The sequence below is a fragment of the Pantoea sp. B566 genome (assembly GCF_024793925.1).
Classification (GTDB): Bacteria; Pseudomonadota; Gammaproteobacteria; order Enterobacterales; family Enterobacteriaceae; genus Pantoea; species Pantoea ananatis.
In genome coordinates this window covers 292,089-318,161 of sequence record NZ_JANUQL010000002.1, presented here as the reverse complement: position 1 = coordinate 318,161, position 26,073 = coordinate 292,089, and the positions used below count along the sequence as shown (strand labels likewise).

Sequence of the window (26,073 nt, the reverse complement as noted above, 5' to 3'; positions counted from 1 at the left end):
ATTGTGTTAACCTGGCAATACAATCACGTTTTTTATTGTGCGCAGAGATATCGGGATAAAACGTCAGCTTTTACTGAAGGTGTAGTTAAACACTTTGCCATTTTTTGTCTGTACCGTAAGCGTTTCACCTGCCGAGGTAGCCAGCGCTCGGGCTTTACTGTATTTCCACATCAGTAACTGTTGTCCGTTGGGATACGGGGATTCCGTGTCAGGCGGGCCAAACATCGCGATCAGATCCGCTCGGGTTGTCAGGCCTGGCCTGATTTTCTGAACGGTTGCTGTATCAACATTGCGACCCACTGAGCTGGAGCATGCGGCTAGCGCAAAGATCAGGCCTGTGACGAAGAGTGCTCTCATAAGGTTAATCCCGGTGGTTAAGTGCAACGTGGACACGCGTAATCCTTTTATGATGCCGTTTTAAGGCGTAAAGCCCCGGATAAAATACCACCGCCTGCGTTAAACCTCCCGCACATTACCGCCACTCTGCACAATCCACATCGCGTCTTGGCAACGGACATCCGCAACCGGCCTGTAACTGAAGCAGGAGCAACAATCAGACAAAAACAAATCTCTGTCTGATTGTACCCAACCCATGAATTGCAGACCTCAGCGCGATGGCCAGGACGGAACAGGCGTGATGCGTCAATATCGCAGATTTTCAACAGTAGATTATGGTTCATGATCTGCTAAGTAACATGAAAAGTTAACCTGGGTAATGCCGCATAGGTTTATGAAGTTTAACCCGGTCAGAGAATGGTGTTTGACTTTGCTGATCGGTCACATCAAAGACTAACTCTGCCCGGCACGCCAATAAAAGGCGCGGGATCAGAACAGATTAAATACGCACTCAGACTGTGCCATGAAGTTAGAAATTCATCGCGCTACCGGAAGAATGGCGCTTTAGGCATTTTATGACCGGTTAATTCAGCTTTCACTGTCACCCCAATAAGCGTAACCTATATATAAAACGTATTCATGAATTAATGATAAAAAATATTTATTTATCAAGTGCCTACGCCTTATTCCCGCAGAATTCAAGGTCGCAATACTTACCAATCCATGCTATAATAATCAATTAGTTATCATCAATATCGAATCTATTCGGACAAATTTCGGACATTAACCCGATCAAAATAAAAGTCGTTCAATCAAACTTCATTATTGTATTACCCGCCTGAGATCCGTTTTTCTAAACACCCATTTCATAAAATGAAATCAGGCATCCATCCTGTAAAACAATGTCATTGTCATGAATTTCACTTATGAGAGTGCTATATGCGCTACTTTTTCGTTTTTATGAATCATGGTTAGAAAATAATGGGTATCTGTTTTGCGATATGCATACAGAAAAATGCCTATCGGTTGAGTTTTTCGAGGAGCTAATATGTTGTTCAGTAGAATTTTATTGTCACTCATCTCGGCAATCCTAATGTGTTCAACCGCGATTGCTCATGAATTCGATAGCAACCCCACCTTATCCTTAGGTTTTCAAAAGGGGGGACTGGGAAGTTTTAGCAATCTCCATGGTTCCAATGTTAAATTACAGTATGAAACATCTTTGCTGTGGGGTGTCATGGGTTCATATACACAAATGAAAAATAACTGGCAAGATGAAAGTGATGTATGCAGAATCCATGATAAAAAATGTAGCACAGATTACAATATCAATCACGCATATGATAAACATGCAGAGTATTACTCCTGGATGGCAGGTCCTACTTATCGCGTTTCGAATAATCTCAGTCTCTTCGCTCTTGCTGGTATTTCACATGCCTGGATTGGTAATCCTGTACCCTATACGAACAATGGTTTGTCGACGCAGACGATGCATTACAGCTCATCAAATCAGTTTTCTTACAGCGCTGGCTTGATGCTAAAAGCGTCCGATAAGCTCCTATTTACAGCAGGTTATGAAGGGTCACATGCTTCCTATGAGGGTGGTAAACTTGACATGAAAAGTCTGTTTATTGATATAGGCTATCAGTTCTGAATCAGTGTTAAATGGCTCCGGGCATTTGTGCCATATTATCCTTCCGTAAAAGTGACATCCTAAAAGATCACAAAACTGAACAGCGTGAGCTTCATTAATTCATTTTGGCCATTCAGGCCACACAGGGGGATTAGCAGCTTTGAGGTCAAGTGTATTGAGCTGGTCAAGATAATGCAGCTGTTTTTCCAGCAGTTCTGACTCTTCAGCGGAGAGCTGTTTTTCCAGCAGTTCTGACTCTTCAGCGGAGAGCTGTTTTTTCAGCAACAGTTTTGCCATGCCTGGCATAATTTTCGTTACGGCCTTATCTATTAAATATTCCTTTTTATCTTCTAAAAACTTTAAATCTTCATCGGGCGAAAGCTTTATTACTTTTCCACCAATATATTTCCATAATCCGCTGTTATCAATCTGACGACTCTGATCATCATGCGTTATTTCGGCTACACTCAGATGAACTGGCCAGAGTTCTGATACATCGGTGCTCAAGCTCCATATTATCCCCTCCTTATCGTATGCAATTTTCAAAGTACCATCAGCATATAAACGCTGACTTGCATACCATTCATGCCCGGCATCATCAAACAAAAACTTCATTCCATATTCTTTTTCGCTTGCAATATCATCAGCAGAAACCGGCTTTCCCGGTTTGAAGTTCTTCAAATCAATCATGGGTTTATCCTTGTTCGATTGTCTGCCATCGATTTCCAACAAAAATTTGTAAGGGCCGGGCTGTAAATTCATATCCTTTCTTCACCTTGCCCGGATTTTTGAACCCTGTCATGACATAACCCGCATCAAACGTAACAGCCTCCCCCTTTTTCCTGACCTCAGCTCCGAGTCTTACACGCTTAACGCAGTTTTTTGTAATCTCTTCTGTTGAAGGGAATGGAATGATCTTGTCGCTTATCTTTTTCAGTTCCGCCATCACCCAACTGGATAAATAGCCATTTGCCTGGGACTCTTCAGTTTTCCATCGGGGCCCATTGATATTTCCGTCCTCGCTGAATGTCATATTCCCCATGAAGATTTTCTCAGCCGTCAGTTTTCCCTTAATATCAAGTTCGCCCGTAACTACACCGCCCTTTTTCGACAGGAAATCTTTCGCTGCATCTTCCTTACTGTAGCCTTTATTGTTCTCCAGATAGCGTTTATCAGCCTGTGCAAGACTAATGGCATGATGAGGTTTTTGTGCCTCTGAAACCGGTGTTGCACCGCCTGTGTTTCCGCACATCAGCCAGGCGTTTAATGAACTGTTCCATTGGACCTCTATGAGCCCGCCATTAATTATTTCTCCACCCTGCAGCTCCTGGTGCGCATGCGAATACAACGGGTAGGCTTTGCCCCCGTTGGCCGAGAACGTACAGGCTCCTGTGTTTGCCTCTCTGGCTTTAAACGTGAGACGCATGCCATCCGTCAGCTCGGCCAGCACAGGCTTGTAAGAGGCGGAATAGCGATTTGCTGTGCCGCTATCGTGAGCAAATGTCGGGGCACACTGCTGAATGGACGGATAGATCCCACCTGACGGCAGAAACGGCGCCCCCTCAATCATGAAAATACTGGCTTCCGTAATCGCACTCATGCCCGCCGTAACAGTAATCCCCCATGCCGCGACGTATCCTGCATCAGGCTGAGGCGTAACCTGTGAACCTGTAGGCGACGACACTCCTGCTTTTAACACCAGGCGGCAGACACCTGACCGTTTCCCCGGCTGAGCTTTACCTGAGTTACCGGGCCCGCTGTAGGCCACTGCAGGGTTTGCCGCATTGTAATAAGGCAGTATGGTTTCGTCAGAATCCACATCCTCATACCCGACCTGCACCAGGTAATTCATGCTGTGACCAGCAGAAGCAGGCGCGGTGAGCGTGAGCGGGGTTGCTTCACAGATGAGTCCCTGCTTCAGGATGAGCTGCGACGTATCTGTGGGGAGTGAGGAATACGGTGAGTTATCCATATTCTGTAAACTATAAATCTGACCGGGGCCAACAATGACACGCAAGGACGCAGGACTGTCGGGTGTACAATGCAGGCCATAAAGACAGGTATCGGAACCCAGCACGGCCACAGCCAGCTTTGCCATACCTGTCATGGCGAATTTATTGGTGTTAAGCAGGTCAGTTTCGAGCGGAATAGCGCCCGGATAAACTATCTGACGGTCCATAGTTACCCTATAAAAAAACCCGCCGTAGCGGGTTTAGTGATTAGTTAAGGTTTAGTAATTTAAACAGTCATTAGCTCAGAGGTCTTTAAGCTTGTGACGTATAAATGATGCTCGATAATACTTTTTCTTGCGCTTAAATCGCGTATACATATCTGAATTAAACAATGATACCGATTCAATTTGGTCTCGTGGTATGACGTGTCGATATTGTGACAAACTCAGTGGAGAAGAGTCGTAAGTAATACCGCAATCGCTATAGTGTTCTGCGTAGTTAACTTCTTCAACAAAGCTGAGCGTGTCTTTATCACGATAACCGCTTAAAAATGGGATGATCACTATAGTATCAGTGTCATGGTCCTCTAGCCTGGCTTCGTGCACAATGCCAATGTAGACTTTGCGAGACTTCATTGATATTGAAACCATCAGATTTTGATTACTTGTCATTGATTCAAGCAGAATAGCCTCTATAGGGTTTGCGTTGGCTATCTCCTTGTATAACCTTAATCTTTCATCATTATTCCTCAGCTTTTTTTCTTCGTTTTTGGATTCCGCAAAGCTCAGTAAGGCTGTGGTGGCAACTAATAAAACGAATGGCAGACTCAGGCCAACAAACTTAACATTCAAAATGTCGTAGGCATAAGTGAAAGCTTTGTATTTGTCCGTGAATAACAGCGGCGTATTCAAAAGCCACATCGTCGCAAGGAGAAGAACCCATGTAACGAAAAGAATGATGAAAGAGATGAAAACGTAATAAGAACCTTTAAGAGCGACCTGAAAATATGATTGCCAACCCGTAGATTTTTTGAATTTATGTTTTGATGGTATGTGACTATTGATATAAAGATAGCCACACACCAAAACAATAACGATGAGTGCCGCGCTCATGAGTCACCTTTACTATTTTTTCTCAGCAAGCACCCGCACGTTGTGTGCAATCGCGCTTTGTACATCCTTATTATTTAGGTTGATACGTAAGGCGCCACTACGGTCAAAGTAGTATCTCTCGCTGGTTTCTCCACCAGCAGGGTTTTCTCTCGTGTCCCAACGATTTTTTACAAACAAATCCATGATTCGATCGGGCTCAGATGCTGCTTTAATAAACTTTTTCAGATTCAACATATTACCTCCTTCCCAGAGCTCTGTATGCAGAGGTTAGGCATCCACTAACGACATCTGATCGAAATCAACATTGTTATGGGTATCTATACAGTGAATATAATACTATTAGGAATAAATGGGCAAGGTTGTTTTATCAACAATTATTGACAGAGCCTTATTCAGACAAATGCGAGTTGATCTGTTCATATCATTAGCAGCATGGATTACATCAACTTTACCCAGACGAGCGTCCCTTCCATTTTGACGGCAGCGATAGCTGCATAAATATTTGCATCTGTAACGCCGCCAGTGAACATGTACCTTGAGATATACTGGCCACGCGAGGCCTTGCTGTATCCAGATGATGAGATGTGGTAGCCAGCCACCCACGGGATGCCTTCACCTTTGGGGCGTCTGACCACGACAAATGCCTGATAAGGCAAAAAACGGGATCCATAGCCACCAGCTGCACCATACCCGATTGCCGGTCCGCCATATGCGCCCGTATCTTCAGGGCGTAAGGGCTCAAACACATCTGGGCGACTTCCGATTAATGTCTCAAGTACCTGGATAATCGCCTGGCGCGTGCCGCGCTCCCGCAGCAGATTTGTTCTGATCTGATTACGGAACTGCTCGTCGGTCATCCCTTCGCGCCTGATAAGGCTGCTGCCGAAAAAGTCACACGCGGCGAGGTCGAGCCAGCCATTACTGGCCGATGCCAGACGTGTCTGCGCCCGGGCGTAAAGATAAAGTGCGTAGCACCAGGAAAGCGATTTCGCGCACGCTGTCAGCGTGCCGTGCATAACCGGACTTTCGTCTGCAAACCAGCCAGCAGGAAGGAGGGCCTTAAGCCGTTTGTAAAAGTCGTGTTGATCGCCTTTGGCCATTCAGATCACCTTAACCGTTCCGGGACGAATAACCTGCCTGTGCGAAGCTGCCATATCGGCGATGCCGCCATTCAGCGTCAGTGAAGAAACATTTGTCACCAGCGGACTGGCACTGTAGGCCACCTTTACCAGTTGGGTGTATGCCAGCAGTTTTCCCAGCGCCAGCTTGCCGATGAACTTAACAATTGCTGTTCTGACCTGCGTGACAATGTCGCCATGATTAGCTGTGTCATCGGTAGTGATCACCAGAATGACATCGGCTTTGATTACATCTGGCGGAAATACACCAAACGTGACGGTAAATCCCCGGACTGTTTCAATGGCCATAGCTGCACGCTGAACAAAGGTGGCATCCGGTGTGCCACTGCCATCGTCCACAACGGCATAAAAATAACCAGGCTGATACGAACCATCCCACGCGGCATTTTCCGTGAGGGTATAACTGACTCCATTCTGGAGATTACTGATAGCGAAGCCGATAGCCGTTTTAGTTGCTTTCGACAGTGAGTCGATCCACAGCACAAACCTCGCCCGGTAGCTGTCATCCCCCTCTGCATTTTTGCCGTTAGTAAATGCAGTAGTGTTGGTTACTGTGTCCACGTAGAGGATTGTCCCGGAAATGACCGTGACAGTTCCCGGCTGCGCATTACCCTCAGCACCCGCTATGTCCGCTTGCACAGGTACAACCAGAGAGCGGATGCCCGCAGCGATGACATAACCTGACTGCTCCGTATCCCAGGCATCACTCGACGTGTCAGCGATTACAGAATAGTGCTGGGTTCCGTCTGTTGTACTTACCTTCGCGCCTAAGGGAATCAGCGCCTGACTGGTTACCGTAAAGCGGCTAAACGTCACCATTCCTGTGGCCTGCACGGAAGAAAGGCGGGGAAAGCTGAAATCCGCCATCCAACTGTCCAATTCTTCACCCGAACATGTTGCCGCGCGGGTCGTTACCAGAAGTTTCACAATCAACTGTTGTATCCACATGGTGACACCGGCATTCGATTCAGCAAGAGACCTGAGAATACTGCCGATGGAGAAGTCCACCAGGTTTAACGATCTCGCCTGGATAGCGGTGACCTGTTCCCGAACAAGCTCCGAAAACGATTTGATGTTCAGTAATGGCATAATCTCACCTTGTGATGTCAAAACTCAGTGTTTCCTGAGAACCGCTCAAAGCATCTGTGTAGGTTAAGGAAACGCTTACGCCTTCCTCAAAGCGTGTGAGTTTTACCTCTGGTGGCGGTTTGCTGGCTACGGCCTCTTCTAGCAACATCTGTCCAGTAATTAATGCCTTCCATTCCCCTAGTTTCACCGCTTCCCCAACCTTTTTACCCAACCCAGCACCATAAGTGGGATGGAAAACATAGTCGCCAGGATTGGTCAGAAGCCGGCGCAGGATCCTCTGCTTAGCGCGTTCACTGCCCGATGATGTCAGTAGTGACCCTGTAGATGAAACCTCTAGGTCTCCCCCAATGACGTGAAAGATGTCGTGCATGTGTTACTACCATTAGGTCGATGTGAATTGCTGATTAGGTGGCTGGGTATTAAATCCTTTCCCTTTCTCCAGATGGGTGTGCCCCTCATAGACGGTCCGGATACGATGAACGTTGCCGTAGCGGTCATTGTTATCGCGAATATCCTTAGCGACGGTCAGATTTCCGTCCATTGTTACGTCGCCACCAGTGAAGTGATGTGCCGGAGCGTCATAGGTGAGTTTGTCTTTGGCACTCAGCAGGACTTCACCGCTGTTGAGAAACTTCAGCATTGAGCCGCTCTGGTGCACCAGCCAGAATTCCCCAGAAGGCGGGCCCGGACAGCGGTCTGCATCGTTGTAAAATTGGCATGTAGCCATTCCCACACCCATCAGGCCAGAATCAAATTCTACCTCTACCACTGCACCCATCATTGGCCCGGCGGCCAGTCCCCATCCGTTACCAACCCAAAGAGAACTAAGTGGGATCCAGCCTGTTTCTTCTCCGGTCGGCTGAAGCTGGACTTTAACAGCGTAACAGTTCGGATCATAGGCGGTGATGATGCCCTGCCGTGTAGCATTTTTACCACTCTGCCGGGCTGTAGCCGCCATGGCATTCAGCAGAACTTTCATGTCTCGACTTCCAGTGCAGGGCTTTGGTTTTTGCCAGAAATATTCATCCTGTAACCCGCATCCCAGCTCAATGTGCGTCTTACCTTGTCGCAGAGATAAACCTGATCGAAAGGGCTTTGTGTCCCTTCAATTCGAATAGGTGTATCCGGCATGAGAAGATTATCGCCTGCTGTGGAACCTGTGAATTTCATCTCATGCTGGACGATTTGATGATAAACAGATTGAGCCAACGCCTGAGCGGCTTCAGGCGTTAATCCGTTCCGTATGAGGCGGTAGACTTGCGTTTCTGCAGTGGCTTTACCGGGTGAAATGCCTTTGGTTGCTTTTGGGTAGCAGACCCTAAACTTCTTATTTTTGAGCTTCACGTTCCAGCTCATTACTTCAACTGTCACCCCTTTCGAAATGGTTAGCGCACGTGAAAAAGAGAGATCATCAGAGATATTGCACTGTGGATATGCCTGCATACCCGGCGGCTGCCAGCGTATGACATAGCTGCCTTTGTCAATATGAGCACGTTTAGGTTCAAAGTGCAGGCAATCGCCGTTTACATAAATCGAGTAATTCTCGATACTTGCCAGTGTTGTAATGATGTCCCATTCGGTCTGCTCGCCTGTCAGGTGTGCCGTATCTATTTGGTAATATTCACCCACCCGTCTGTTTGTGGCGGTGATCACCGGCGTCAGGCCGTGACGCTGTGCCAGCGTGGTGACTATCTGAGAACTGGTGAGATTCTTGAAGCATTCACCAGACGTCTTTGCATCAATCAGCTTCGCAATGAAATCCCGGCCCTCAGCCACAATTTCAAAGCGTGCTGGATCGTAATGCCAGGTATCTATGTTTCCCGTCATGTGCTTTTTCTCATCGATACCGGAATTAGTGATAACCGAGATGAAAAGCTCTACCCGTATAGTCTTTTGTAAAGCCCACCAGTTCAGTAATCGCATGACTGGCGGCAGTGCTGAGATGGCAAGGGTAAGGTCGAAGGTTCCTGCCCCGCGAAAGCCATTGGCTTCCACGCTAAACGAAACAAAGGGTGCGTTCTGGCCGTTTAAAAGACAACGCCCGCTGATTTGGCGGGCGAAAGATTTAACGATGGGATTGTTTATATGCACAACTAAGTCTTCGGGTTGGTGGGTATATTAAGGGTATGAATACCGCTCAATTGGGGATCGGTCAGATGATTGACTTCGGCGATGCTGATCCACTGTGAAGCGTCGCCATACTGCTCTGAAGCCACCTGATAGAGGTTACCGCCCGAGAGCGTTACTGCCCTGATACCTCCAGACATCTGCCCTGCGCTCACGTTTTTATTGAGTCGTCCCAGTACCTCTTGCAGACGATATAAATCAGGGATCCGCGTAACATGTTCTGACTGTAAAAGGAGGTTGCTGATGGTCTTAGATATGGGATGGCCTGGCACCAACCCACCCAGGGAGGTAATTTCTCCGGCAGCGGCTTCCAATAGGGCCAGTTCATGCTCAAGAATGTTGCGTGCAGCAATAAGTGGTCGGATAACCGACTGTACCTGAACAACCGTGGCATGTGCGAAATCTGTGACCTGTTTTACAGCCTGGTGAAGAGTTTTTACCCCTTCTTTTACCGCATCTACGTTAATAATATTTGCCAAACCCAGCGCACGACCAATGTCACTGTCAATAAGCCCTTGCAATGCGCCAGTCAGCGCATCTGTTTTATCCGGTGCCCCCTCGTTCCTGAGCACAGCAACTTCAATCGTATACGGTCTGCGCCAGACAAACTCATAAACAGAATTGAAGGCAGTGATGACAACCGTAAATCGATAGTCATCCAGTGTCAGCATCTGCGGGTTACCCATGTCCCGCATGCGCTCAAGCACACTCACCCTTGCACTTGCCTCTGGGCCGGTAATGACGCCAGACCAGGTTATGGGTTCGTATTCCGTACCCAACACATCAATGATCCGCCGTCCGCCTATAAGTTGATGCTGCACTGTCTTCTGACAGCCGCGAAAAGCAATACGCTCCGGAACTTCAAATTCCATGAATTCGAACTCGCCCAGTGTCAGTCTGGTGACAGTCGGATCAAAGCCTTGGGAGAACTGCGTCAGGTAATTCATAAATGGCAAGTGTGTCTTACACCTATGTTTGGAAACTGCAAATAAGGCAGAAAAGGCCAGTCCCGACTCTTTGCTTTATGGCGGTATTCCCATAATTCGGGGTTTTCTTGCCAGACGTTTAGCTAATGACCGGGATGCGAAGATGCATCACTGTGGCATAAAAAAACCTGCTTTCGCGGGTTTGGTTAAGCAGCTTTATTTTTACGCCACTCATCTACCATCTCTTTTGAAACTTCTTTCTTGTAGCAAATTGGGGAGTAACCACCCTGCTTACTCCACGCGCTTCTTCTTCCACAACTACTGCCATTCCGGGCGGTATTGAAAGGGCAGGCACAAACGCCTGGGTATGAAGCAATAGAATCTTCAATAATTAATTGACGAATTTGGTCGTCAGTTTGTCGAGCTGATTTAGCCTCAGAAGCGCCAACCCAAAGCAAACTCATGGCCATAACAAGTGAAACAACAACAGTACGCATATCCATATTCCCCTTTTATTGATAAGAGGAATAAATTAATTCAAGACACTGAAAATCTATTGAATGAAAAGGGACCATTAACTGTGTTTATTTTGGACAGGTCAACATGTGCTTTTTATAAGCGGTATAAGAGCCTTTACCCCTTAATCAGGCTTGTCAAAATTGTTGATGCGCTGGATTTTTTGTAATGACGATACATAGAGACTTCCATCACCCTTGCTTATGAATTTCTTAATGCCTCATCCAGGGCCTTCTCAAGGATTTGATATGGCACCACCCCAGTAAGAACGTTGTCACCAATTATCGTCGTTGGCATATCTGTTAAATGCAATCGTCTGAACAAAGCCTTGTTCACGTCAATAATGTGCTGAGTATCCTGCCTGTATGTTTTCAGTTTAACTCCCGCATCGCTGACTGCAGAACGGATGCATGAATCGTCTGGCATTCCTCTGTAGAACATCAATGCATGGTGAAAGGCATAGAATTTCTCGGGTTGCTCAATCCAGACAGAAAGGGCAGTCCGAGTAGCCGCGGTGGTCATGTCAGAACCATAGGATAGCAGCTTGTATGTGATAGCAATGTCGATATGATTTTTCAGAAGCCTTTCCAGGTTTTTCTCGAGCTTTTTGCAATCCATACAGTCATAGTTCGTGAAGGTGACAATCTTCAACGTAGGGTACTTTGCCCCTACAACTGGAGACATCGGGTCATTCAGCAGTTTAGCGCGAATCAAAGCTTCGGTCTGATCACCCCCGTCCAGTAATGGAGCATGGAGCTTCGATTTTGCACCCTCCTCCTCTGCCGGGCGATTTGGCAAGCCAGCCGAAACGGACATAGCGCCAGAGCCCATTAAAACAAGAGCAACGACAAGACGACTCTTAAGCATAATCCCATCCGATAACTGCTGTTAAATACCAGCTCAAGTGATTTCACAATCACCCCTGTAGTGAACAGCATGGCGATATCAAGATTCAGAATCCTAAGAAAGCGGGAACAGGTTGTGAGCACCCTCAGTTTTGGTCGCGCCGTATGACGTTACGGTATTGAGAGTTCACCTGGCTGCCCGGGATAGACCATCAGCATTGATGGGTCGAAGGTGCTGGTGGATGAAGGCGCTCTGGATGCCTGCTGACTTAATCCATTGATGACCGTCGCGACCAGTATCTGCCGGCCTTCATGTGTCATAAGGAGGTTGACTGGCTGCGATGTTCTCGGAACTTCCACAGGCGGTATGTTGGGATAGATACCGGTTTTACGATAAGTCTGCGCGCGCAATCTTTGATTATCGAAATCAGCCTGCGTTGGTATCCATGGTCTGTATGTGACACCATGCTCTCTCGCATTCTGCCTGGCAAGTCTTTCACGTTCGGCCATTTCCCGGCTCTGAGTCACCGTTCTTGCTGGATACAGCGCTGCGAGCGTGACGGCTGAGAGGATGCCCGGAAGGCCTGAGAGAGCAGCCGCAAGGCCAGTCAGGCCCGTTGTGGCACTCCGGCCAATTAACAGGTCAATGCCGGTATTCACAAGCTTAAAGGGTGTGATTAACGCCCCTGCCGCATGTTTAAGTGCCCAGAACCCACCGCTGAGGGTCGCCAGACCCGCAATGGCCAGTGCAGCATGCCCGGCAAACTTGGCCATGTCTGGATGGTGGCGCGCAATTGCCGTCATCATTTGAACAGAATGGGTAAGGCTTTCAAGCCAGTGCGTGAACGTGTCCAGCAGCCCCCCGTCTTTACCCATGACCAGTTGCAGATTTTGCCATTTTTTATGAAAGTCGATGAGCTTACCGTTGTAGGTCCCGCTGACCGCGCCATAGGCCTCGTTAAGTCCGCGCGCCATTGCGTACGCATCAACACGGTGATGAATGGTCTCAAGCTGTTTATCGATGAGGCTGAACATCTTGCCGCCAGTCCGCCCGAATATCATGGCATTCATGCGTTGCGTCTGTTCTTGCGTGAACTGATGATTGCGGTAAATGGGCAGGATGACGTTTTCATAGTATTCAACCGGTGACTGGCTGAATAGCTTTGGGTTGATAAGCGGATTGCCGCGAAAGCGCTTCACTCCGCCCAGGCTGTTGAGTTCAATTTTGCTGGCATCCCATATGCCCAGAGTAATCATGTCGTGCGTGACCTGATTAGGTAGCTTCACAATACCGTTTAACCGGTTATAAGCCGTCATCAGCGCATCACCCGCTGAACTGCCCTTAAGCTCGCCGATAATCGGCTCAAGCTCAGCAAACAAGGCTTTGTTGGTGAGGTTAAACGCTGAGGTGCCCGCTTTTGCCATGAATTGACGGTACTGGGTGAAGTCAACATTTCCACCAGAAGACTGAATGGCACGGAAAGCCGAATCCATTAGCTCATCAAAACGCTCTGGACTTTTAAGTCCGCCAGCGGTTTCCGTGAAGCGTAACATGTCCATTTGCTTAGCGGTCGTGGCTTCGCGCTGATGTTCATCCAGCCCTCTGGACGCGAAATTGATACGCGCTAACACCGGTGCCGCTATTTTTGCGGCGCGCAGCTGCTCATCGAGCGTTTTAGCACCGGACTCGCTGAATACCCCCTGAGCCTCCATGAGATATTTCAGCATGTCGGTTGTTGATGCTCCTCGGATTCGCGATGTTTCCGCGAAATGCTGAGCTTCACGCGTAGCAGCCGGACCCATACCGAACTGCCTGAACTTTTCATTCATAGTCTGGTACCGGGCAGCTTCATCCACAAAGCCTCTTAGCAGTTTCAGACTCAGATATCCGGTAGCCAGATTAGTCATGCCGTCTGAAAAGGAGCTCCCGCCAGCCACACGTCTATTGCCACCGCCACTCCCGCCGCCCCAGCCCCCAGGTGGTACACCATTTTTCCAGCCATGCCATCCCGCGCCCGAACCCGGAGGGGGAGGAAGACCAAGTGCGCCACCATTATTGCCGTATCCACCACCGCGCCCACCTGCTCCTGCAGTTGCTGCGCCAGCGGCCAGAAGCGGTAGCGTCATCGCTGCACTGTAGCTTCCAGCAACCAAAGGCAGATTACTTGTAACGCGGTTCATGCGCTGTGCCTGTTCGGTCACTGAACGGATAGCACCGGCATATTCTCTTGCACCTCGGGCGGCAGCACAGAATTGATTATTCAGAGAGCGGTTGAGTCCCCGCAGCGCTGACGACGCCTCTCGGGCTGCGCTGCTCAGCGCTTTGATGTTTTTAGTGATAGTTACGAACTTCTTGTTGAGCTCGATTGTATCACGGCTGACCTTCAGCATTTGGCGCGTAATCTGGTCATCCAGCGCCAGACGCACTACTACACGGTAAGCCTGAACATCCATGAGGACCTCGTTTTATAAGCATAAAAAAACCCAGTGTCAGCTGGGTCTTATCAAATTGACCTGTTTATTGGATTTCATTTAACCAGTAAACCCATACCAGAACTCACCTGAGCCAAGTTTGTAAATCAAGGGGTTGTGAAATTTAGCTTAAGAGAATTTTTTAGTGACCGAAAAAATGCGTCTTATAATTCTCGATATCAACCATCCTAGAAACAACACCGCTAACAGAGCCACGAAAAAAGTAACGGGATCTTCTCCCCACTGGTAATCACTTCCAACCCAGCCCAGTCCTCCCGGGCCGAGCTTGAAGAAAAGCCATGAACCAAAGGTGAAAATAAGATTGTTGAGTGGTGTGATGTACTTTATGAGAAGCACAGCTGAAACCAGCGAAACAACACTTACGGCGATCTTTTTAATCAACGCATTTTGCATAATCAGCTTTGCCCATCACATCTACGTAGCCATAAGCCATTAACCCACTACGTGAGCCAGGCACTGTCATTTTACTTGTTCGCAACAGGGCTTGTCTTATCTGCTCAAAATCACTCACCCTGAACAGCGTTATGCAGCCCCATGATTCACCTGTACCGTCCGGGCGCAAAGGGTGCAGCCGAAAACCAGTACGTTTTACACCATTGACATAGGTGTAATCATTCATAGTTTGGGTGTTATAGAGACCGAACCACTCTGAGTGATTAGTGTTATGCAGAAAATCGAGGAAAGCCCGCCTGGCTTGGGTGTAAACGCCACCCTGCGGTGCATCAACAATCCAGTAGCGGCCTACGGGAATTGAACCCTCGTCGGCAAGATATTCACAGTTAGGATCGTTAATGTGCTGTTTGCGGCCGCTGAGCACAGGAAACCTTCCGATTCCATAGACAATCAACTCCCCTTTGCCGCTCTTACGCGACTCATCGTCGTAAACCATTCGCATCTTGAGCATAAGGCGAAATCCATTCGTCCAGATACTGAAATGTTAACGCGGAATGCTAAGTTTTTTAACTGTTGATTTGAACAGCATTCGTGTTTTGTTCACACGAAAACCCTGTTCTTTCATCAGGATTCTTATTTCTATACTTGAGTGTATATTGCTAATGGGGCGTTCCCATATGGCAAGGTTAAGAACTTACAAATGAAAAAACAATCATAGCACTAATCACTCTGGCTCTTCTGGCTCCATCTATAAGCTATGCACGTGGCTGGCACTACGCTGGAGGACACGGCTCATCTCACAAGTATGGGAAATACAAAAATTCCCGTACTGGCAACCATTATGAGAAGCGATACTGAGTGATCGTATGGCATCTTTACTCAAAGTCCACTCTCTTGGGCTTTTTAAGATGACTAAAAGAGTGAAAATACCAAAGAACAGCTTAAGTTTTCAGTCAGGGTGCCGAAATACAATAGTACGCCTGAGCCAATCTTGTGAAAGACGAGCATGTCAGTAGAAACCATTTACCGGCACTTTGAAAAAGCCTTGGCTGAAACGCCACATGAGCCACTTAGTGATGCTCAACTCCGTTCAATCGCTGGAAACTGTCGCCGGGACGAAATCGCTGCAATTCACTTTGTCATAAAACTGTGCAATGCCGATCTTGCTACATGCCCTGACTGGAATGTTGAAATGCAATACATGCTTCACAAAAACATTCACACATTACAGCGCCTGCTTGCTCAGATTAATTTGCTACGCAACCAATGAGCAGTGTTCATCATCTGAACATTATCAGGCCTGCTGCCGATACCAAAGACGTGCAAATCAAGGAGAACGATCAATGGAACAACCAAACCCTCTCGCAGCCCTGTCGCTGATCATCTGGTTTTTAATGTTTATCCCCTGCTTTCGCATGGCTCAGAAAGCTGGTTTCGGATGGAAGATGGCTATCCTACTTTCCTGTCCAGGCCTTCACTTTTTCATGCTTTTTATCTTCGCTTATAAAAAGTGGCCAAGTCTTCCGCGCGGATAATAAAAGCACAGAATAATCTTGTTGAGATTTACGATAATGAAAAAATCAATGTTAGTATTAGCTTTTTTTTCAATGATGCTTACTTCTTTAACTGTAAATGGTACTGAAACAAGCACTGACAAAGTTGGTGCTTCAGGTAGATGCCTTGGCTACTTGTCTATGTTTAATGTAGATGAACTTCAGGCTAAACCAACCCGAACTCGAGAGCTTCTTCATTTATTCAAGTCATCTTTAGCTGAAGCCATGCAGACATCTTCAATTAGGAAGGCAATAGACAGTGGTTTTTTTGCTAAATCTGGTGCTGAATTGAACAACGATTTTTATGAAGGCTTTATACTAGCTGGTATTTTTGAAGAGAGCACAAAAAAGATTAAAGATAAAATACCTAAACAGGAAATTACCAAACTATCTTTTGCAGAGTTAAAGCAGCGATGGGGCGAAGAGGCAGCTAAAGCATATGCATCAGAAAATTGTGAGCTAATTAAATAATAAAACCGATTGATTGTGGGTTACTTGCAATCAATGAATGATTGATCTCATTTAATTCACAAACAATTCGTATTTGTCATTCGTAAAAAATGGGGCTTTCCTCATAACCGTCATCACTGTGATCTTCATCCAAGGTTTACCATGCTTTCTAGTCAACTCAACGCCACATGGTAAATTGATTTTTGATTTCTTGCACTTCAGTACGAAGGTATCACTTGCAGAGTAGCCAGACACGATTTTGGCATGAGCCGCTTTGAATTTATTGAAGATATCTTCAAGTTCTTTAAGAGTTATGGCAGGGTTATTCCTCGGGTCGTTTACTCTATCGAAAGAGAAATGTCCCGAAAATGTCATCTCTATGCACTCAGTCTCAAGGCAATCATTAATTATCGCCTCAAGATCATCCAAACCTTGACGCGTTATCGTCATAGATAGTCTGCCGTTACTCGCTCTAACTTCTCATTTAGCTCTTCGTCAGAGTATGCGCTCACTGTCCCAATGTGCTTACTCTGAGCAATAGTACCGACGCGCACATCGAATTCTTGGTTATCAAAGCTGTCAACAATCACACACTTATCACTTTCTTTAAAAAAGAAAGAAGCATAGTTCTGCTTAACCTGCATGTTAAATTTTGTCATGATTGTTCTCCTTAGCCGAGACTATTGGAGCCTGCGATAGCTTAAATGGTAGATTAAACGGACGCCGATTTTCTCTCATTTTAGAGCAAAATCCACCCATCTGTTGGATGATTGTTGCCGAAAACACGATTTCATCAACTAATGGCGTTTTATGTGTTGCTCAAGAAAAGCATAAAACATACTTCCTGAGCAACTCCCTTTTGCATCTATATCGGCAATTTCTAGCTTAACCTTAACCTCACATACATTCAGAAAACCTTCAATCCACGTGTTATCGCCAATCCAATCAAATCCGTCAACGGGTCAATCTTCCTGACGTATGCAGTTCCAATGAAAGGCCTCGGCGGAATACGGTCAGTACCCACTTCCTGCCACAACCCGATTTCACTTTTGGTTCCGACAATGGCCGCCAGCCCCACAATTTCACTCTCGATTGAGTCTCTGAGCTTTCCTGAACGCAGCAATGGGTTGTCTTCGGTATAACCCAGGCGAACGCGATCGGCTTTGGTTGATTCAGCAAGCGGGGACCAAGCTTCGAACGGCCCGTAAGCAGGCTGGTAAACGCCAATCTCTTCTTTCGCAGTTTCCTCAATCTCTTTCACGATGGCGTGAAAAGTGAATTCAAGATCAGTGGCAATTTGTGCCGAGGCTGAGGACAGTTGCCTGGCAAACTGCTCGAGGTCCATTACTTACTCTCCTCCCATCTACCCGTATTCCAGTTATAGATGCTACCTTCAAACTCACGCATTACGACACCCATGGCGATACGTTCATGGGGCATCAACACGGTTAGACTGGGAAATATGACGCTGAACGGAACCCCGGATTTCATCAACCAGCACTGGTTAATAAACTCGGGGTTCTGCGCTAGTTTTTTGCGGCAGTTTCCGTAGCCTCGTCATCCGCTTTCGACTTTTCGCGCAGCGCGGCAGTCACCGCCTTGAGGCCGCCTTTACCAAGAATGGCCAACATGCTCTCAATCTGTTTGGGAGTCTGCGGGACTGGGTACTCTTCACCATCAATGTCAGCAACCGCCGCGACCGGGAAGACATACATGTTCATGTACATGACGTTGATGGCCATTTCCGGGCCAACGGCGACAGTAAGACGGGATTCCTGAACGGGGTCCAACTCCCTTAAGGTGATAATTCGACCAGTGGCATCTTTGAGCTGGTTTGGTTTGACCTCTTCCTCAGTAATTGATGCCGTAGGTGTTTCATGAACTTTTACGTGAACCACATTTCAGTCCTCAGTTAACTTTTTTACGGCGACTTGCTGTCCAGGACAGCGTCTGGTTGACCGTTTTCTCACCCTGCTTGTTACCGGCATCGGTGAGGTGAAACGACACGCCTTCATAGCGATACACACTTAATGTTCCGCTGGCTTCTGTGATGGTTTCGGTGATGGTGCCACGGGGCTGGTCGATGCCGTTGTAGTAGTTGTCTTCCCACTTTGCCCAGAAGTCGTCCAGCGTGGCATCCATTCGCTCGGCGGTGATGGTGCCATGCCAGCCGGTCGGGATTTGCAGTTCGTCGGTGATGCCGTTTAGCGGCGTTATTTTCTGCGTCGAGACCTGTGGCTTTGAATCAAAACTGATGATTTTGGGAATGCGCAGCCTGCCCGTCGGCGTATTGATGTCGACAGCAATGTCGCGGCCTACGGTATAGCCAAGGGTTGGCATGATTTATCTCCGGATTGATTGACGTTTTACGCGTTAGTGAGTTAAGTCGTTTGCGACGGAGATGGATACGCTGCCACCGCCTTCCAGATTCACCAGGAAGTAGCGCACCACGTTAAGATATTTCACCTGCACATCTGCGGTCATGTAGCCCTGGGCAACGCGGGAGTCAGGGTTATTTACCGCATCAAGGCGCACAGTAAACGCGGGCCCGCCATTTGGGTCGCCAATCATCTTCAGGTTCTCAAGATTGGACAGGAATGATTCAAGAGTGCTCTTGGTTTCGCGGCGCAGATCAGCCGTCTGATTGTCACCGACCACGCTGCCAAAGCTCGCCGCAATCGTGAGTGACAGGAAGTTGGTCATTCGGGTATAGGTGTCGTCGTTCTGGGTCGGACAGGAAGAGGTATTTCGCCCCGATCGCATACCGAAATAATTTCCGCCCGGACAGGGATTGGTAATGACATCAAGTCGTGCTGAGTTAATGTTGCCAATTTCGGCGACTGAATAAGGGCGGCCAGCGAGCTGACGCTCAGTCGCAATGATGCCTGGTATACGTTTGTTAAGGGTAGAGATATGAGGTGATCGGGCTGCAATATTCGCTGCCTCGAACGTTGCAGGTGCGATCATGCGGTTAGTGCCGTTAGCAGTGTCTTTCCAGAATGGCCAGTCACCTACCATCAGTTTGAAGTGCCAGTCATCCACGCCTGAACTGTTGAGTGCATCGGACATGACCTTGCAGTCGGTTGAAGCCGCTCCCTGGGCGACGGCATACGCCCCTTCTGAACGAGCAAATTTCGCCATGGCTGGCCAGCATTCTTTTGCGGTAACATCCACCAGATTAATGACCTGCGAGTTGGTGCCTCTCAGGACATACATCCCCTTGCGGGGCATATCTGTGCCATCATTACCAAGTAAAATGGAATCTGTAATGCCGGTCGCGCCATCCGCGCCGCCGCTGAGAGTGACTTCTGTTACGTGTGTCTGAGCCGTTGCATCAGACTCAATTACTTTTGCGCGCACCAGTTGGCTTGGGCCCCGGATGTTTAATTGTCCCTGATTAACCGCATCGGTCATAGCCTTCCAGAGTCCATCGCCTTCACCTTTGAGGTTATCGAACACCTCAGCGCTCACACCCGGCAGACTGACTGTAAGCTTTTTAGTGTTTACCGCGGTACCGGGGCTTATTCCTGCGCGGATATTATTTCCGCGTGTACCACTGTAAACAGCCGTCAACAAGAGCGCTTTCTTAAGGGTGTTATCAGAGAGTTTGCCATTGGCCGATTTATCCTGGCCATTGGTCACACGCACACAGTTGAGATTAGAGGCACCCAGTTGAAGTGAAATCGTAGTTGCGGTGGCCAGGTCATATTGCCGGTCTTTAGGTGGGCCAAGGAGAAACGCCATGTCATTATCTGATCCTATCTTAAAGACGCTGTTAACTGGCCCCCAGCTTGCAACACCCACTAACCCCAGACCGTCGGTGGCGATGCCATTAATGAAGCGTGTTTTAGGCGGAACCACCTGAACATAAAGGTCAGGTGCGGTAAGTGCAGATGTGTTGAGGTTGCCGGTTGAATAAATCGGCATGAAGAAGTACTCCGTGTTTTGCGTGATTCGGATGGTTCGTGCTTTAGGGCTTAACAGGCTGGCCATTAACGCTGACAACAGCGTGGATAATCTCGGGTGCAGTCATGGTCTGAGTAGTGGCAAAATTCACGCTAAAAAACAGGTCTCGCCGGTAAACATGCCAGCTTTCTGCCTTATCAGAATCAAACTGTCGAAGGTAGAGCAATTGAGCGGGCACCCCATCATTGAGGTCGATATGACACTGCTCTGACAGCGTACCATCGATGGCACTGCCGATTCGTTCTCTGAGGACGGGCGAAGGCGCCCAGACCGTAACCTGAAAATCTTTAACTTGCCTGTGCAGCTCTCTGACGGCTAAACCCGCCGTAGTGACCGTGACTGAAATGTTTTCAGCGTTTAAGACGTACAGACTTCTGCCCACAGTGAATATGTGAGGAAAAGCTCCCGAGAGGATTTTAACGGCCTCTTCAGCTGTAGTTTGTGGCCTGAACTGGAAGCTGTAGTCTTTCCCGTCAAGTCTTAACCCCACGTTTGTCAATGCCGATGAGACACCTGAAAAGCTTATAACATTGCCATTCACTGTAATCTGCAAGGACGGTTCGCATTCAGGCAGAATGCGCCAGGGCCTGCCCAGTGCACAGCTGAGTTTGCGTTCTGCAGGCAACGGCCAGACAGAAATGTGCACACCACCGGCATCAATGCCTGACTCTAAGCTGCCCGGCACTGGCCAGCCTGGATAGATTTTTACTGCTGCATTAATGATGCCGGGCAAGCGATTACCCCCCGGATAAATCGTATCTTCCACCTGCTTCGCAATAAAGAGGCAGACATCACCTACGCTTGCCACGTTACACCGTCATCTTCATAGCAGTCAGACGCCAGCCTTTGTCAGTCAGCTCTGTCCCGGTAAGGACGTAACGCTGACCGGTATCATCTGTTATAGAATCGCCGCTATGTACGGCAATGTCTCTGAAAGCCGGCATCAGAATCGTATGCCACGCGCTGCTGGTTTCACCGGGGATTTTCAGCGGCGAGTGTGCACCCATTCGGGTCATCAGAATACTCGCAGGCCAGTCCGACATGATAAGTTTTTCATTGGCGGCAGTGATACCGCTGTAATCCTGAATACCCGTTCTGTGGACATTATCGCCGGTTCGCCTGAGACTAATCAGGCGTTCGGCTTTGACGCAGAGAACAGGTTGCAGCAATGGCATTGCGGCAACGTAATACGTCCCCTCTGATGAGACCAGAACATCACCTACTTCAACACCGGCTGCATCAAAAATCCCGATTCGCGCCGCCTCCCCAAATCGCGCAGAGCGCATATAACCGTAATCTTTAGTGAATGAAGCGTGCAGATGCTTGAGAGGTTCTGCTTTAAGTGGACTAAAGGCTGTTGTGGCACGGTAATGAATTGTCTTGCTGCCAAGGCGTTTTGCTGCTTTACCATTCCCCTGATTCACCTTAGAGGCAAGTTGTATTGCATCCATATCAGTTCCTGGATATGTGGACAATGCCATTGCCCAGTGACGGACCCGGCGCAATACCGAGTAAACCGCACAGCTGACGCCTCCACTGATTATAGAGGCGCGTGCGGTCTGACACTTCTGAGCGATTGCGCTGCCAGACGGCTGCTTTATCGGTATCGAGGTTATCTGCTGCGCTTGCAATGCCGCTTTCAAGGCCTGAAAGCGTGATGAGAAAACTGGACACTATCGCTTCCTCTTCATCCCGTAACGTATTCAGGCGATGAGCCAGCGTCTGAAACAGGCCTGACGTGACCTGGGCATAAGCCGCATCACTGCGATCATCAGGCAATGTGTCACCTGTCATGGGATAGCCCATATAGCGACGAGCATCGACCAACTGCTGATCAGTAAGCATCGTTCATCACCTGTTAGCTCTTACCCAATACCCAGCCACCGGAGTAGTAATTCTACACTTCATCAGGAGTGACCTGAGCAGAGTGCGGTGCCGTGTGCGTGGCTTCATCACAAACCATCTTGAAGAACTGAATGCAGCCATCATCAGCCTGAGTCTGCGCTTCAGGCTCAGCGTGCAGTTTCCGGGTAAGTCCTGCCATTTTTGTCTCCGAAAATAAAAAAGAGCCGAAGCCCTTATTTTTTATTCATCACCTTTTCAACCGGCTATCTATCCTAACAACAAACAGCTGTGCTCCGGCTTGATGTTCTGACAGCCCCATGCTGCGGCGATTTCGTAGCGTACACGGCGGTACTGTTTGTACATGGAGACTTCGAACGACATATTGGTGCGCGGGTCGGTGATCATGATACGGTCATCAGCCATATCGCCTTCCTCCGGCAGCGCGGGCGCGCGGGTGGCCAGGATAATGGCGGAACGGCTGAAGGCGAAGTTGGCGGTAAATTCATTCATAACGTCGAATTTTGCTCCTGCCTTAACATCATCCATCAAGCCGGGCGATTGAATGTAAAAGGCTCCGTCGCCAAGTTTCTCTACAACATATTGATACTTGCCCAACTGCACAATGCTTCCCGGTTTAATGGATTCCGGAATTTTTGGTTTACCTTCACCCCCCGTTCCTGCAACAGTGATGATAAACGTTCCCGCCTCAAGGTCGTCTCCAACAGACAATTTTTCTGATTTAGGGCCTGTGCTTTCCGCAACCCCCGCAGATTCACGCAGTGTAAAGCCATGCAGTTCCAGAAGTGTGCCCTGAGAACGCAGCGCAGTAGTACCTGCCTCATTGGCTTTGGTCAACTGGGCCATGGTTCGCAGTGCCGCTCCTGCTGTGGTATCAATGACGCACTGCAGATCGCTCAGCGGTGCACCATTGTCGGTGAGAATTTTACGCACCTGCGCCGTGTCGGAAAGCGTGTCTTTAAATGGCGTTTTACCCGCCTCTCCCGCTGCGCGTGATGCGCGACGGAACAGCATGCCCAAATCCTCTTCGATTTCATTGACCAGCGTGCGCATTGCCTGAGTCACCTGGTCGCGACGAATACCGTGATAACCCGGACCGGATTTAATGCCCTTCTGTTGTTCGCCTTCCCAGCGGAACGGCACCATGCGGGATTTGGTGATGACCAGGGGCACGTTACCAATATCCTGGTCGCCATCATCCGGCGGAAGCTGCCCGGGCTTGACGTCTTTAGCATCCGATTCCGGCGTGACCGGAATGCGGATAGGCTGGTTCAGCGCAGCACGTTCCGCCGTGGCGTCAAGCGTGATAGAGGGAATGAACCCGCAGAGTTCACGAGATACGATATCCAGCGACTGGTACAGGTCAGGAATGAGTTGAGTCAGGGTATTAGACATGCAGGGTTATCCTGTTAATCGGTAATCTGTACACCCGCGCACGCTCTTTCACTCTGCTCATGAGGGCTGAGAGATTCAAACTGTTCACGGGTAAGCGTGTTAGGGTTGATATTTCCATTTCCTCCGCTGGAACCGCCGCCTGATGCACCGGTGCCTTTGAGGATCTGGTCTTTATAGGGGTAATGTTCAACGAGAATGCTCAGCGCCTCATCAAATTCGGCAGCTTCGCCGGGTTTGATTGCGCTGAAGATTTTATTCCCCTGCCTGTCGAAAGCCGTGACAACGTCACCCTCGATTTTGAAGTTATTTCCAAAGCGTGCTTCAACTATGTCAGCGGGAATGCTGAGTTTTTCAGCAATGAATTTTGAACGGGCAAAACTGCCGCCAATTTTCTCAGCAGTAAGTTTGTGGCTAAGGTCATCACGTTCCTGGACGATGGGCGCATACTTTTCTTCCAGTGCACGTACGGCCTCTGCGCGAACCTTTTCAACCTCACCAGCATCCACCAGTGTTTTGTCTTCCAGATTCTTTACCGTATCCAGTGCAGCAAGGGCTGCGGCCGGGTCGGTAATACCTTCAAACGTTTTAAGTTGCGTCTCTGCCGCCTCCGCACGCTCGCGATGCGACTTTGCCTCACCGTTGAGACGTGCGATGGTGTGCAGCGTGCCGGGGGCATCAAACGCGACTTCTTTACCGTCATCGCGAACATACACAGGCATGCCTTCGTTCAGGACAACATGTCCATTCTCATCAAGTTTCAGTTTCATAAAGGTCATCCAACCAGGTAAGAGCCATCCGGCCCATGGCGCCGCGCTGCATCTGCAGCGGCCGGCAATAAAAAAGGCCCATGCATCTGCACGAGCCTGAAGAGAGAGTTATACCGGAACGGTTTTTGCCAATGAGCTTTGCAAAGGAGGCGGCATATCGCGGATACGAACCTGTTCTTCCGCCCAGCGGAGTTCGCTGTTGATGAGGCCCCGGCGCTGTATTTCGTTGAACAGCGTCTCGTCAGACAGCGCACGCGTTTTATACATGTCTACCAGGAAGTCAGCCGATGCTTCAGCCAGGGTGGTGGCACCAAAGTCACTGAAGATGGTGACGTGACCACCTTCAGATTCACCCATCCACTCCGCCATATACTGCAGCGCCAGTCGGGCCGCATCGGTAAGGTCACACACCATACGCTGAAGAGCACTGGTGCTCGCTTCATTATCTGTCAGTGTCTGCACCACGGTACGATGTCCGGGCTTAACCACCAGCAACTCGGCCCCCACCTGACGCATCTTTTCTTCAAGGTCGATGATGTCTGTGCGCCCGGCTTCGATGGCTTTACCGCTGTGTTCGACATAGCGCAGGTCTGCATCGTCTTCATCTGACATAATTGCCGAGGCAGCACCCAAAGATATAGGTCCATCGCCAAGCTTTTTGCCAAAGAGTACGGGGACGCGCGCCACATGAAGAATAGTCTGCTGGTCACTACGTGACTGCCAGTGCTCGACGTTGAGCCAGGCCAGCTCAGCAAGCGGCGGCCTGCCGTTCATAAAGCCACGCTTGTCGCCATAGACTGGGACAAAAGTAATCTTGTTAAGGCTCGTCGTGCCCTCGTCATGCAACTGCCACTCCAGTGCACCGGTTGTGGCGTTGGGTTTTTCACGATAGACACGCCAGCGGCCAGGATTCAGTACCCTGACCTGCTCAATGTCTTTCACGGCGAACTCATTCTGTGGGTCGCGCTCACTCACCTTTTCAACAAACCGCAGCAGGGTAAACGTCTCCTGCCCATTGACGCGTTTCGAGTCATAATCCAGCAGGCTGTTTGCGGTAACTTTGACAAAATAAGGTCGCAGCCCGCGCTTACGCTCTTCAGCCAGTGACAACGACTCATCGGCTGGTGGATGTTCAACCAGAATGCCACACAGACCATATGCCATGGCTTCTTCAAACGTGTCAGCCAGAAACGAGTGAAGGTTTGTGCCCTGCAGATCAACATCTACGAACATCTCACGTATGCGTGCGGGCACAACCTCTTCATTCCATGTCACCGGTCGGGAAAAAGGTTTGCCGCTTAACACCTCGACTGTTCGGGAAAACGCCGGGAATAACGTGGCGACCGAAAGTCTGTTCTGATAGAAGGCCTCCTCCTCGTTCGGCCATTTAGGCAGGTATGTTTTGCCTGCCTGCCGCATAGCAGCCGTACCACCCAGCAGTGCTGTAATCATTGGCCAGCATCCGGCCATCGACTCAATTTTCGGCGATCGCTTTCGGACGTCGTTGCTCATAGAGTT

Annotated in this window: 33 protein-coding genes; 4 read left to right on the top strand and 29 right to left on the bottom strand. The window is 48.8% G+C overall.

All coding sequences use genetic code 11. The annotated features are described in order from the left end of the window. Window positions 1–63 precede the first annotated feature (63 nt). The gene (locus NYE92_RS01570) at window positions 64–357 is read right to left on the bottom strand and encodes a hypothetical protein (RefSeq protein ID WP_033766331.1); all 294 of its coding nucleotides are present in this window, start codon (window positions 355–357) and stop codon (window positions 64–66) included. Between the two features lie 1,027 nt (window positions 358–1,384). On the opposite strand from NYE92_RS01570, the gene NYE92_RS01565 reads away from it, so the two are divergent. Then, entirely contained in the window at window positions 1,385–1,990 is a 606-nt protein-coding gene (locus NYE92_RS01565) for an Ail/Lom family outer membrane beta-barrel protein (RefSeq protein ID WP_072006675.1), read from the top strand. 99 nt (window positions 1,991–2,089) lie between these two features. Here the strand turns inward: NYE92_RS01565 and NYE92_RS01560 are convergent, their stop codons facing one another. From NYE92_RS01560 to NYE92_RS01490, 15 genes are all read right to left on the bottom strand, one after another. Continuing rightward, window positions 2,090–2,659, bottom strand: coding sequence for a tail fiber assembly protein (locus NYE92_RS01560; RefSeq protein WP_259018421.1), 570 nt, complete (start codon window positions 2,657–2,659; stop codon window positions 2,090–2,092). 4 nt (window positions 2,660–2,663) lie between these two features. Beyond that, entirely contained in the window at window positions 2,664–4,148 is a 1,485-nt protein-coding gene (locus NYE92_RS01555; RefSeq protein WP_052651547.1) for a hypothetical protein, read from the bottom strand. A 75-nt stretch (window positions 4,149–4,223) separates the two neighbouring features. After that, a complete protein-coding gene (locus NYE92_RS01550) occupies window positions 4,224–5,033 on the bottom strand; it encodes a hypothetical protein (protein ID WP_029569555.1) in 810 nt (269 codons plus the stop codon). Between the two features lie 12 nt (window positions 5,034–5,045). Beyond that, window positions 5,046–5,267, bottom strand: a complete 222-nt coding sequence (locus NYE92_RS01545; RefSeq protein WP_029569556.1) for a hypothetical protein — start codon at window positions 5,265–5,267, stop codon at window positions 5,046–5,048. Window positions 5,268–5,470: 203 nt separating this feature from the next. Then, complete coding sequence (locus NYE92_RS01540) at window positions 5,471–6,133, bottom strand: hypothetical protein (protein WP_029569557.1); 663 nt, start codon at window positions 6,131–6,133, stop codon at window positions 5,471–5,473. Next, entirely contained in the window at window positions 6,134–7,261 is a 1,128-nt protein-coding gene (locus NYE92_RS01535) for a baseplate J/gp47 family protein (protein WP_029569558.1), read from the bottom strand. It lies immediately after the preceding gene. A 4-nt stretch (window positions 7,262–7,265) separates the two neighbouring features. After that, complete coding sequence (locus tag NYE92_RS01530; RefSeq protein ID WP_029569559.1) at window positions 7,266–7,631, bottom strand: hypothetical protein; 366 nt, start codon at window positions 7,629–7,631, stop codon at window positions 7,266–7,268. 12 nt (window positions 7,632–7,643) lie between these two features. Beyond that, the gene (locus tag NYE92_RS01525) at window positions 7,644–8,240 is read right to left on the bottom strand and encodes a baseplate assembly protein (RefSeq protein WP_029569560.1); all 597 of its coding nucleotides are present in this window, start codon (window positions 8,238–8,240) and stop codon (window positions 7,644–7,646) included. Then, on the bottom strand, window positions 8,237–9,352 hold the full coding sequence (locus NYE92_RS01520) for a phage late control D family protein (protein ID WP_029569561.1): 1,116 nt from the start codon (window positions 9,350–9,352) through the stop codon (window positions 8,237–8,239). Before NYE92_RS01520 ends, NYE92_RS01525 begins: the two co-directional genes overlap by 4 nt. 2 nt (window positions 9,353–9,354) lie before the next feature. Then, entirely contained in the window at window positions 9,355–10,335 is a 981-nt protein-coding gene (locus tag NYE92_RS01515; protein WP_029569562.1) for a hypothetical protein, read from the bottom strand. Window positions 10,336–10,520: 185 nt separating this feature from the next. Next, complete coding sequence (locus NYE92_RS01510) at window positions 10,521–10,811, bottom strand: hypothetical protein (protein ID WP_072006686.1); 291 nt, start codon at window positions 10,809–10,811, stop codon at window positions 10,521–10,523. 220 nt (window positions 10,812–11,031) lie between these two features. Next, the gene (locus NYE92_RS01505; protein WP_029569563.1) at window positions 11,032–11,697 is read right to left on the bottom strand and encodes a thioredoxin domain-containing protein; all 666 of its coding nucleotides are present in this window, start codon (window positions 11,695–11,697) and stop codon (window positions 11,032–11,034) included. Window positions 11,698–11,846: 149 nt separating this feature from the next. Next, window positions 11,847–14,129 carry a hypothetical protein gene (locus NYE92_RS01500; protein ID WP_029569564.1) on the bottom strand — a complete coding sequence of 761 codons (2,283 nt, stop codon included), beginning with the start codon at window positions 14,127–14,129 and terminating at the stop codon, window positions 11,847–11,849. 147 nt (window positions 14,130–14,276) lie between these two features. Next, window positions 14,277–14,561: a hypothetical protein gene (locus tag NYE92_RS01495; RefSeq protein ID WP_029569565.1), complete on the bottom strand. Its 285-nt coding sequence runs from the start codon at window positions 14,559–14,561 to the stop codon at window positions 14,277–14,279. Beyond that, window positions 14,542–15,072, bottom strand: coding sequence for a DUF2778 domain-containing protein (locus tag NYE92_RS01490; protein WP_029569566.1), 531 nt, complete (start codon window positions 15,070–15,072; stop codon window positions 14,542–14,544). Before NYE92_RS01490 ends, NYE92_RS01495 begins: the two co-directional genes overlap by 20 nt. 495 nt (window positions 15,073–15,567) lie before the next feature. Here NYE92_RS01490 and NYE92_RS01485 point away from each other — a divergent pair, with 495 nt between their 5' ends. The 3 genes from NYE92_RS01485 (at window position 15,568) to NYE92_RS01475 (ending at window position 16,585) form a co-directional block, all read left to right on the top strand. After that, a complete protein-coding gene (locus NYE92_RS01485; RefSeq protein WP_029569567.1) occupies window positions 15,568–15,831 on the top strand; it encodes a hypothetical protein in 264 nt (87 codons plus the stop codon). Window positions 15,832–15,904: 73 nt separating this feature from the next. Continuing rightward, window positions 15,905–16,096 carry a hypothetical protein gene (locus NYE92_RS01480; protein ID WP_029569568.1) on the top strand — a complete coding sequence of 64 codons (192 nt, stop codon included), beginning with the start codon at window positions 15,905–15,907 and terminating at the stop codon, window positions 16,094–16,096. Between the two features lie 48 nt (window positions 16,097–16,144). Further along, window positions 16,145–16,585: a hypothetical protein gene (locus tag NYE92_RS01475; RefSeq protein WP_033774738.1), complete on the top strand. Its 441-nt coding sequence runs from the start codon at window positions 16,145–16,147 to the stop codon at window positions 16,583–16,585. A 51-nt stretch (window positions 16,586–16,636) separates the two neighbouring features. On the opposite strand, the gene NYE92_RS01470 is transcribed toward NYE92_RS01475, so the two are convergent. The 13 genes from NYE92_RS01470 to NYE92_RS01410 form a co-directional block, all read right to left on the bottom strand. After that, a complete protein-coding gene (locus NYE92_RS01470) occupies window positions 16,637–17,014 on the bottom strand; it encodes a hypothetical protein (protein WP_029569570.1) in 378 nt (125 codons plus the stop codon). Continuing rightward, entirely contained in the window at window positions 17,011–17,223 is a 213-nt protein-coding gene (locus NYE92_RS01465; RefSeq protein WP_029569571.1) for a hypothetical protein, read from the bottom strand. The genes NYE92_RS01470 and NYE92_RS01465 overlap by 4 nt, the downstream gene beginning before the upstream one ends. Before the next feature lie 248 nt (window positions 17,224–17,471). Next, a complete protein-coding gene (locus tag NYE92_RS01460; protein WP_029569572.1) occupies window positions 17,472–17,909 on the bottom strand; it encodes a hypothetical protein in 438 nt (145 codons plus the stop codon). A 181-nt stretch (window positions 17,910–18,090) separates the two neighbouring features. Further along, window positions 18,091–18,462 (bottom strand): hypothetical protein, encoded by a 372-nt coding sequence (locus tag NYE92_RS01455; RefSeq protein WP_259018420.1) that lies wholly within the window; start codon window positions 18,460–18,462, stop codon window positions 18,091–18,093. A 10-nt stretch (window positions 18,463–18,472) separates the two neighbouring features. Beyond that, complete coding sequence (locus NYE92_RS01450) at window positions 18,473–18,904, bottom strand: hypothetical protein (protein WP_029569574.1); 432 nt, start codon at window positions 18,902–18,904, stop codon at window positions 18,473–18,475. Between the two features lie 33 nt (window positions 18,905–18,937). After that, window positions 18,938–20,491, bottom strand: coding sequence for a tail protein (locus tag NYE92_RS01445; RefSeq protein WP_029569575.1), 1,554 nt, complete (start codon window positions 20,489–20,491; stop codon window positions 18,938–18,940). Between the two features lie 43 nt (window positions 20,492–20,534). Next, complete coding sequence (locus tag NYE92_RS01440) at window positions 20,535–21,338, bottom strand: hypothetical protein (protein ID WP_029569576.1); 804 nt, start codon at window positions 21,336–21,338, stop codon at window positions 20,535–20,537. A 1-nt stretch (window position 21,339) separates the two neighbouring features. After that, window positions 21,340–21,981, bottom strand: coding sequence for a hypothetical protein (locus NYE92_RS01435; protein WP_029569577.1), 642 nt, complete (start codon window positions 21,979–21,981; stop codon window positions 21,340–21,342). Between the two features lies 1 nt (window position 21,982). Further along, complete coding sequence (locus NYE92_RS01430) at window positions 21,983–22,375, bottom strand: hypothetical protein (protein WP_029569578.1); 393 nt, start codon at window positions 22,373–22,375, stop codon at window positions 21,983–21,985. A 52-nt stretch (window positions 22,376–22,427) separates the two neighbouring features. Beyond that, entirely contained in the window at window positions 22,428–22,574 is a 147-nt protein-coding gene (locus NYE92_RS01425) for a hypothetical protein (RefSeq protein WP_259018419.1), read from the bottom strand. 68 nt (window positions 22,575–22,642) lie between these two features. Then, complete coding sequence (locus NYE92_RS01420; protein ID WP_029569579.1) at window positions 22,643–23,788, bottom strand: P22 phage major capsid protein family protein; 1,146 nt, start codon at window positions 23,786–23,788, stop codon at window positions 22,643–22,645. A gap of 14 nt (window positions 23,789–23,802) precedes the next feature. Beyond that, window positions 23,803–24,555 carry a DUF6651 domain-containing protein gene (locus tag NYE92_RS01415; RefSeq protein WP_029569580.1) on the bottom strand — a complete coding sequence of 251 codons (753 nt, stop codon included), beginning with the start codon at window positions 24,553–24,555 and terminating at the stop codon, window positions 23,803–23,805. Between the two features lie 108 nt (window positions 24,556–24,663). Further along, the gene (locus NYE92_RS01410; protein ID WP_029569581.1) at window positions 24,664–26,007 is read right to left on the bottom strand and encodes a DUF4055 domain-containing protein; all 1,344 of its coding nucleotides are present in this window, start codon (window positions 26,005–26,007) and stop codon (window positions 24,664–24,666) included. Window positions 26,008–26,073: the final 66 nt, after the last annotated feature.

Bases quoted from the DNA above. Each gene is read 5' to 3' on its own strand.
- NYE92_RS01570 (WP_033766331.1), bottom strand. From the start codon at position 357: ATGAGAGCACTCTTCGTCACAGGCCTGATCTTTGCGCTAGCCGCATGC.
- NYE92_RS01565 (WP_072006675.1), top strand. From the start codon at position 1,385: ATGTTGTTCAGTAGAATTTTATTGTCACTCATCTCGGCAATCCTAATG.
- NYE92_RS01560 (WP_259018421.1), bottom strand. From the start codon at position 2,659: ATGATTGATTTGAAGAACTTCAAACCGGGAAAGCCGGTTTCTGCTGAT.
- NYE92_RS01555 (WP_052651547.1), bottom strand. From the start codon at position 4,148: ATGGACCGTCAGATAGTTTATCCGGGCGCTATTCCGCTCGAAACTGAC.
- NYE92_RS01550 (WP_029569555.1), bottom strand. From the start codon at position 5,033: ATGAGCGCGGCACTCATCGTTATTGTTTTGGTGTGTGGCTATCTTTAT.
- NYE92_RS01545 (WP_029569556.1), bottom strand. From the start codon at position 5,267: ATGTTGAATCTGAAAAAGTTTATTAAAGCAGCATCTGAGCCCGATCGA.
- NYE92_RS01540 (WP_029569557.1), bottom strand. From the start codon at position 6,133: ATGGCCAAAGGCGATCAACACGACTTTTACAAACGGCTTAAGGCCCTC.
- NYE92_RS01535 (WP_029569558.1), bottom strand. From the start codon at position 7,261: ATGCCATTACTGAACATCAAATCGTTTTCGGAGCTTGTTCGGGAACAG.
- NYE92_RS01530 (WP_029569559.1), bottom strand. From the start codon at position 7,631: ATGCACGACATCTTTCACGTCATTGGGGGAGACCTAGAGGTTTCATCT.
- NYE92_RS01525 (WP_029569560.1), bottom strand. From the start codon at position 8,240: ATGAAAGTTCTGCTGAATGCCATGGCGGCTACAGCCCGGCAGAGTGGT.
- NYE92_RS01515 (WP_029569562.1), bottom strand. From the start codon at position 10,335: ATGAATTACCTGACGCAGTTCTCCCAAGGCTTTGATCCGACTGTCACC.
- NYE92_RS01510 (WP_072006686.1), bottom strand. From the start codon at position 10,811: ATGCGTACTGTTGTTGTTTCACTTGTTATGGCCATGAGTTTGCTTTGG.
- NYE92_RS01505 (WP_029569563.1), bottom strand. From the start codon at position 11,697: ATGCTTAAGAGTCGTCTTGTCGTTGCTCTTGTTTTAATGGGCTCTGGC.
- NYE92_RS01500 (WP_029569564.1), bottom strand. From the start codon at position 14,129: ATGGATGTTCAGGCTTACCGTGTAGTAGTGCGTCTGGCGCTGGATGAC.
- NYE92_RS01495 (WP_029569565.1), bottom strand. From the start codon at position 14,561: ATGCAAAATGCGTTGATTAAAAAGATCGCCGTAAGTGTTGTTTCGCTG.
- NYE92_RS01490 (WP_029569566.1), bottom strand. From the start codon at position 15,072: ATGCTCAAGATGCGAATGGTTTACGACGATGAGTCGCGTAAGAGCGGC.
- NYE92_RS01485 (WP_029569567.1), top strand. From the start codon at position 15,568: ATGTCAGTAGAAACCATTTACCGGCACTTTGAAAAAGCCTTGGCTGAA.
- NYE92_RS01480 (WP_029569568.1), top strand. From the start codon at position 15,905: ATGGAACAACCAAACCCTCTCGCAGCCCTGTCGCTGATCATCTGGTTT.
- NYE92_RS01475 (WP_033774738.1), top strand. From the start codon at position 16,145: ATGTTAGTATTAGCTTTTTTTTCAATGATGCTTACTTCTTTAACTGTA.
- NYE92_RS01470 (WP_029569570.1), bottom strand. From the start codon at position 17,014: ATGACGATAACGCGTCAAGGTTTGGATGATCTTGAGGCGATAATTAAT.
- NYE92_RS01465 (WP_029569571.1), bottom strand. From the start codon at position 17,223: ATGACAAAATTTAACATGCAGGTTAAGCAGAACTATGCTTCTTTCTTT.
- NYE92_RS01460 (WP_029569572.1), bottom strand. From the start codon at position 17,909: ATGGACCTCGAGCAGTTTGCCAGGCAACTGTCCTCAGCCTCGGCACAA.
- NYE92_RS01450 (WP_029569574.1), bottom strand. From the start codon at position 18,904: ATGCCAACCCTTGGCTATACCGTAGGCCGCGACATTGCTGTCGACATC.
- NYE92_RS01445 (WP_029569575.1), bottom strand. From the start codon at position 20,491: ATGCCGATTTATTCAACCGGCAACCTCAACACATCTGCACTTACCGCA.
- NYE92_RS01435 (WP_029569577.1), bottom strand. From the start codon at position 21,981: ATGGATGCAATACAACTTGCCTCTAAGGTGAATCAGGGGAATGGTAAA.
- NYE92_RS01430 (WP_029569578.1), bottom strand. From the start codon at position 22,375: ATGCTTACTGATCAGCAGTTGGTCGATGCTCGTCGCTATATGGGCTAT.
- NYE92_RS01425 (WP_259018419.1), bottom strand. From the start codon at position 22,574: ATGGCAGGACTTACCCGGAAACTGCACGCTGAGCCTGAAGCGCAGACT.
- NYE92_RS01420 (WP_029569579.1), bottom strand. From the start codon at position 23,788: ATGTCTAATACCCTGACTCAACTCATTCCTGACCTGTACCAGTCGCTG.
- NYE92_RS01415 (WP_029569580.1), bottom strand. From the start codon at position 24,555: ATGAAACTGAAACTTGATGAGAATGGACATGTTGTCCTGAACGAAGGC.
- NYE92_RS01410 (WP_029569581.1), bottom strand. From the start codon at position 26,007: ATGATTACAGCACTGCTGGGTGGTACGGCTGCTATGCGGCAGGCAGGC.